The 5,804-nt window shown below is 66.0% G+C and carries 3 protein-coding genes and 1 pseudogene; 2 read left to right on the forward strand and 2 right to left on the reverse strand.

All coding sequences use genetic code 11. The features are described 5' to 3' along the window. Positions 1 to 137 (reverse strand): annotated as a pseudogene (locus AC08OP_RS11970) (IS6 family transposase); the annotation flags it as partial. A gap of 80 nt (positions 138 to 217) precedes the next feature. On the opposite strand from AC08OP_RS11970, the gene AC08OP_RS11975 reads away from it, so the two are divergent. Both AC08OP_RS11975 and AC08OP_RS11980 read left to right on the forward strand, forming a co-directional pair. Beyond that, positions 218 to 445, forward strand: a complete 228-nt coding sequence (locus tag AC08OP_RS11975) for a DUF433 domain-containing protein (protein ID WP_035953249.1) — start codon at positions 218 to 220, stop codon at positions 443 to 445. After that, positions 442 to 810 carry a DUF5615 family PIN-like protein gene (locus AC08OP_RS11980; RefSeq protein ID WP_476614260.1) on the forward strand — a complete coding sequence of 123 codons (369 nt, stop codon included), beginning with the start codon at positions 442 to 444 and terminating at the stop codon, positions 808 to 810. The genes AC08OP_RS11975 and AC08OP_RS11980 overlap by 4 nt, the downstream gene beginning before the upstream one ends. 1,196 nt (positions 811 to 2,006) lie before the next feature. Here AC08OP_RS11980 and dnaE read toward each other — a convergent pair. Further along, complete coding sequence (dnaE, locus tag AC08OP_RS11985; protein WP_476614261.1) at positions 2,007 to 5,558, reverse strand: DNA polymerase III subunit alpha; 3,552 nt, start codon at positions 5,556 to 5,558, stop codon at positions 2,007 to 2,009. Positions 5,559 to 5,804: the final 246 nt, after the last annotated feature.

Genomic DNA, 5,804 nt, shown 5'->3' on the forward strand with positions numbered 1-5,804 from the left:
AACAGCTCCTCGACGTCCCGGTAGGACAGTGCGTACCGCAGGTACCAGCGGACAGCGAGGACAATCACCTCAGCTGGGAACCGGAACCCCGCGAACTCCGACACCGGAACCGGTGGACAGGAACGACGTCGACGCATCACACGATCATGACCGATCGACAGCCGCAGGACAGCGGACTCCGCCGATGCAACACGCCTCCGACGGTAGACTCCTGGCCATGGCCGTCGTCAGCCGCATCACCGCCGATCCCGCGATCATGGCGGGTGCGCCGGCGATTCGTGGTACCCGGATCACCGTGTCCGCGGTGCTGGGTCAGCTCGCGGCCGGCTCGACGGTCGAGGAGCTGCTCGCCGACTATCCGTCGCTCACCCGTGACGACGTGCTCGCTGCTCTCGCGTTTGCCGCGGAGACAATGCCGCAAGAGCGTCCGTTCATCGCCGCATGAGGTTTCTCGTCGACGAGAACCTCTCACCGCGGGTTGCCGAACTGCTGCGCGGCAAGGGCATGGACGCAACGCACGTCCTCGAGCACGGGCTTGGCGGTTCCCCGGATACCGAGGTCAGCGCGTTCGCCGTCACCGAGAGACGTTCGATCATCTCCGCCGACAGCGACTTCACGACTCTGCTCGCACTCAGCCGGGGCATCGCTCCCTCGCTGGTCCCGCTCCGGTCCGGCGACCAGCTCAAGCCCGACGCGCAAGCCGCCCTGCTGCTGGCCAATCTGCCTGCGCTGGAAGCCGACCTCGAACAGGGCGTCGTCATATCGCTCAGCACCACCCACGTACGGGTCCGTCGACTCCCGCTCCGCTGAGTACTGCTACCCCCGATCCGGCCCGCGCTCTCCGCGCAGGTCCCACACTAGGCCGCAATCAACTACGTATCGTAGTCGGAGCGTCTCTGTGTCCAGAAAGTTATGTATGTCTGCCATGTCGGTGTGTCGTGCGCCGCACCCGGGCGGCGTGTGTGCGCATTGTGTGCGCATTCGGCAATTTTGTGCAAAGAACAATCATGAATGGGGTGTCCTCTCCGGGCGCCTGGGAGCCGCACGCAGCGGCCGTCCCAGGCACCTCGCTGGCTGCGCCACACTCACAGCGTGTGAAAGGCTGCCATGTACCAGCCGTCGATCGGCCTCCTGGACACCTTCTACACCACCCTTCGCGCCGGCTGCGCTCGCCTCTCCGACGGCGGGGGACCGTTCGGCTTCGACATCACCACCGCGCTGCAGGTCGACTACCTGATCGACGCCTATGGATGTGACGGCATCATCAAGACTGGCTGCTTCCTCGGCGACACCACCGACTACCTCGCCCGGCTCTACCCCACTCTGCCGATCATCACCTGCGACGTCGTCGAGGAGCACGCCGCATTCGCCCGCACCCGGCTACGCGACCGGCCGAACACCACCGTGGTGACCGGCGACTCCGCGGCTGTGCTGGCGTCGCTCACCGGCCGGTTCGATCGGCCGCTGGTCTACCTCGATGCCCACTGGTACGACCGCTGGCCACTGGCCGACGAGTTGGCCGCGGTCCAGGCCGGGATCGTCGCTGTTGACGACGTCGACCTCAGCCATCCCCGGTTCGGCTACGACTCCTACGACGGGCAGCCGCTCAACGTCGCCCGGCTGGGCGGCCTCGTCGACCTGGAGACGCTGTACCTGGGCGACCCGTTCATCGCCTACCCGTACCCCTGCCTGCAAGTCGGCCGCCGCTCCGGCACGGCGTATCTACCGTTGGGCCTCGGCGCTCACCCGCTGGCAGCGGGGGGGCATGTTCCAGCCGGTGCCACTGCGGCCTGCTCCGACGCTGCCGACCTGGCCGGACGGACCACACGCACCTGCCCAGGTGTCACAGGTCGCCTCGTAGCCACGCCTGATAGTCGGCTTCCCACGCCTGGAGGTCGACGGCCGGCACGGCCAGCGTTGCCACCCAGCGTGTCAGCAGCGCGGCGGACTATCCGTCGAGCACAGCACCACCTCGGCAGGCTGTCTCGCCTCCGGCGACGGGTCGCTCATACGGTGACCGCTCGGGCACCCAGCAGGGCCTTGAGATCCCCGAGCAGCGAACTACTCGCCTGCACCTGGAGTTCGAGCAGGAACAGATGCGTGTTCTGCGGGCCTTCGAGCCGCAGGTGCACCGGAGTTGTCCCGGGATGAGTCGTCAGGACGAGTTTGAGGTCATCGACCAGCGGTGGTGTGATCTTGTGTGACGGCAGAGTGATGACGACAGGCGGCCCGTTCACGTGCGTCGCGACATCGACCACCGTCAGGTCCTGGGCGAACAGCGAGACCGACCCCTCCCGCTCGTTGATCCTGCCCCGCACCGAGATGACCGCGTCGGTCACGAGCGCGTACGAATGGACCTCGTAGGACTGGGGGAAGAACAGCACCTCGACGGAGGCGTCGAGATCCTCGACGGTCACGATCGCCCACGCCTTGGCGGTGTTCTTGTTGATCCGCTTGTCGATCTTGCTGATGATACCGGCGATCTGTACGGTCGTCCCGTCGTTGGCCTCGGCGAGGTCGACGATCCGGGTGTCGCGGTGGCGATCCAGCGCCCGCTCGGCGCCTTCGAGCGGATGCGAGGACACGTACAGGCCGAGCATGTCGCGTTCCTGAGCCAGCAGCTCCTTCTTCGGCCATTCGGGGCCGGACAGGTCCAGGTCGAGTCCTAGCCCCGGGCTCTCCTCCTCCTCGCCGGCGCCCCCGTCGCCGAACAGGTCGAACTGGCCGATGGCCTCGGCCCGCTTCGTGATGATCACCGCGTCGATCGCGTTCTCGTGCACGTTGACCAGCACCCGGCGGTGATGGCCCAGCGAGTCGAACGCCCCGGCCTTGATCAGCGAGTCGATGGTGCGCTTGTTGCACACCCCGATGTCGACCTTCTGCAGGAAGTCGGCGAACGACTCATACGCGCCCTTCCTCCGCCGGGCCGCGACTATCGAGGCGACGACGTTCTCCCCCACATTACGGACGGCCCCCAGGCCGAAACGGATCGAGTCACCGACCGCACCGAACCGCAGATCCGACTCGTTGACGTCGGGGGGCAGGACCTGGATACCCATCCGGCGGGTCTCGGCCAGGTACACCGCCATCTTGTCCTTGTCGTCACCGACGGACGTCAGCAGCGCCGCCATGAACTCGGCCGGGTAGTTGGCTTTGAGGTAGGCCGTCCAGAACGACACGACACCGTACCCGGCGGTGTGGGACTTGTTGAACCCGTAGCCAGAGAACGGGACGAGCACGTCCCACAGCGCCTGGACCGCCGCGTCGGTATAGCCCTTCTCCCTCATCCCGGCGGAGAAGCGAGCGAACTCCTTGTCCAGGATCTCCTTCTTCTTCTTGCCCATCGCGCGGCGCAACAGGTCGGCGCCGCCGAGGCTGTAGCCGGCCAGCTCCCGGGCGATGGCCATGACCTGCTCCTGGTAGACCACCAGGTGGTAGGTCTCGCCGAGGATGGGCTCCAGCGCCTCGGCGAGCTCGGGGTGGATCGGGAGGATCTCCTTGCGGCCGTTCTTGCGGTCGGCGTACTCGATGTGGCTGTTGGCCGCCATCGGGCCGGGCCGGTAGAGCGCGAGCACGGCGGCGATGTCGCCGAACTTCGTCGGTGCCATCAGGCGCAGCAGGTTACGCATCGGTCCGCCGTCGAGCTGGAACACCCCGAGCGTGTCGCCGCGGGCGAGCAACTCGAAGGCCTTGGCGTCCTCCAAGGGGAGGGTGGACAGGTCGATGTCGACGTTGCGGTTACGCTTGACGGCCTCGATCGCGTCACCGATGACGGTGAGGTTCCGCAGCCCGAGGCAGTCCATCTTGAGCAGGCCCATCTCCTCGCACTGAGGAAACGGGAACCCGGTGATGATCGCGCCGTCATTGTCGCGGCGATGGATCGGCAGGACATCCAGCAGCGGCTCCGAGCACAGGATGACCCCGGCGGCGTGGACACCAGTGCCGCGGGTGAGCCCCTCCAGCCCCCGCGCGGTGTCGATGACCTTCCGAACCTTGGTGTCGGTCTCGTACTGGGCCCGGACCTCGGCGGCCTCACCGTACCGCTCATGGTTCGGGTCGAAGATCCCGGCCAGCGGGATGCCCTGGCCCATCACATCCGGCGGCATCGCCTTTGAGATCTTGTCGCCGAGGGCGTAGTCGTAACCCAGCACCCGGCACGAGTCCTTGATCGCGGCCTTGGCCTTGATGGTGCCGAAGGTGTTGATCTGCGCGACGCGGTCCTCGCCGTACTGCTCGGTGATGTAGCGGATCACCTCACCGCGTCGACGTTCGTCGAAGTCCAGGTCGATATCCGGCGGGCTGATCCGCTCCGGGTTGAGGAACCGCTCGAAGATCAGCGCGTGCTCGATCGGGTTCAGCTCGGTGATACCCAGGATGTAGGCGATCATCGACCCGGTCGCCGATCCACGCCCCGGACCCAGCCCGATGCCCCGATCTCTCGCGAACTTGCAGATGTCGGCGACGACCAGGAAGTAAGCCGGGAAACCCATCTTGTCGATCACGCCGACCTCGTAGTCGACGCGCTCGACCACATCGGCGGGCACGCCCGCAGGGAAGCGCCACGTCAGTCCGCGGTCGATTTCCTTGCGCAGCCAGGACAGCTGCGTCTCACCCTCGGGTACCGGGTACCGCGGCATCCGGTCCACAAACTTGAAAACATCGTCGTAGGACTCGACGCGCTCGGCGATAAGCAGAGAGCTGTCGCAGGCCCCGGGGACCTCACTGTCCCACAGGTTGCGCATTTCCTCCGGCGACTTGAGGTAATATCCCGATCCGTCGAATTTGAAACGGGTCGGATCGTCGAGTCTTTTACCGGTGCCGACGCACAGCAGCACCTCATGGCTGCCCGCCTGATCCTCGGTCACATAGTGCGAGTCGTTCGTGGCCAACGGGCGAAGCCCCAGCTTGTCGCCGATGTCGAGCAGACCCTGGCGGACACTGCGCTCGATCGGCAAACCGTGATCCATCAACTCCAGGAAGAAGTTGTCCGCGCCGAAGACCTCCTGGTAGGTGGCCGCCGCGGCGAGCGCCTTGTCGAACTGGCCCAGACGCAGCCGGGTCTGCACCTCACCCGACGGGCAGCCCGTCGTCGCGATGATCCCTTCCGAGTACTGGGAGACCAGCTCATGGTCCATCCGCGGCTTGCGGTAGTAGCCCTCGATCGACGCGATCGACGACAGCCGGAACAGGTTGCGCAGCCCGGCCCCGTTGGCCGCGAGCATCGTCATGTGGGTGTAGGCGCCACCACCGGACACGTCACCACCCTCACCCGCAGGGTCAACGTCGCGCTGCGAACGCTCACCCCACAGGACAGGCCGCTTGTGATGGCGCGACTCGGGCGCCAGGTACGCCTCAATCCCGATGATCGGCTTGACACCCGCGGACTTCGCACCCTGATAAAATTCGTAGGCACCGAACATGTTACCGTGGTCGGTCATCCCGACGGCCGGCATCCCCAGCTTCGCCGCTTCCTTGAAAAGCAAGCCCGTTTTCGCCGCACCGTCCAGCATCGAATACTCAGTGTGCACGTGGAGGTGAACAAAAGAATCCGCCGGCATCCCAGTCCCCTCTCGCCCGCAACGGCCCGCCGGTCGGAGTCTAGCCCCGCCACTCAGAGCCACCAGAGAGGCACGCGGCACAACAGCCCCTAAGTGTGTTGATCCCTCAAAGATAATTCGTTGAGATCAACGGCGGATTCGTCAGCACTCCCGAGGAAGCAGCGACGCGATCAGGCAAGCTCTGCGCCGTGACCAACCACGTGCCGCGCGAGCGCGCCTCCTCGCTGTCCGCTGGTACCTGCGATA

The sequence above is a fragment of the Frankia sp. CeRuru1 genome, from assembly GCF_977966315.1.